Annotated in this window: 2 protein-coding genes; one reads left to right on the top strand and one right to left on the bottom strand. The window is 64.9% G+C overall.

The window, feature by feature from the left end:
• Nucleotides 1–404, bottom strand: a 404-nt coding sequence (locus HWY45_RS37240) for a hypothetical protein (protein WP_279607767.1), incomplete at its 3' end; no start/stop codon positions are given.
• 4 nt (nucleotides 405–408) lie between these two features.
• On the opposite strand from HWY45_RS37240, the gene HWY45_RS37245 reads away from it, so the two are divergent.
• A partial coding sequence (locus HWY45_RS37245) for a hypothetical protein (RefSeq protein WP_279607768.1) occupies nucleotides 409–644 on the top strand: 236 nt, incomplete at its 3' end.

The following is a 644-nucleotide window of genomic DNA, read 5'->3' on the forward strand; positions in this document are numbered from 1 at the left end:
GCCACCAGCTCGATCACCTCGCTGTCCACCTCGACTTCGACCGGCATCAGTACCGCGCAAAGCGGTGTTACCTCGTTGTCCACTGGCCTCAGCTCGACCAACAGCGCCGTCGCGTCGCTCTCGACTTCCACGTCGACCGGTATTTCGACGGCGACCAGTTCGATCGCCTCGCTGTCCACCTCGACTTCGACCGGCATCAGCACCGCGCAAAGCGGTGTTACCTCGTTGTCCACTGGCCTCAGCTCGACCAACAGCGCCGTCGCGTCGCTCTCGACGTCCACGTCGACCGGTATTTCGACGGCCACCAGTTCGATCGCCTCGCTGTCCACCTCGACTTCGACCGGCATCAGCTCGCTGTCCACGTCCGCTTCGACCGGCATCAGCACCGCGCAAAGCGGTGTCACCTCGTTGTCCACTGGCCTTAGCTCGACCAACAGTTCCGTCGCCTCGCTGTCCACATCGGCGTCGACGGGTATCTCGACGGCCACCAGCTCGATCGCATCGCTGTCCACGTCGACCTCGACCGGCATCAGCTCGCTGTCCACCGGCCTGAGCTCGGTCACCACCGTCACCAACAACCTCGGCAACAGCACCGCCGCAGCACTCGGCGGCGGCTCGACCTACAACCCGGCGACCGGCACGGT

Origin of the sequence: Burkholderia stagnalis, from assembly GCF_902830275.1 — a bacterium.
Classification (GTDB): Bacteria; Pseudomonadota; Gammaproteobacteria; order Burkholderiales; family Burkholderiaceae; genus Burkholderia; species Burkholderia stagnalis.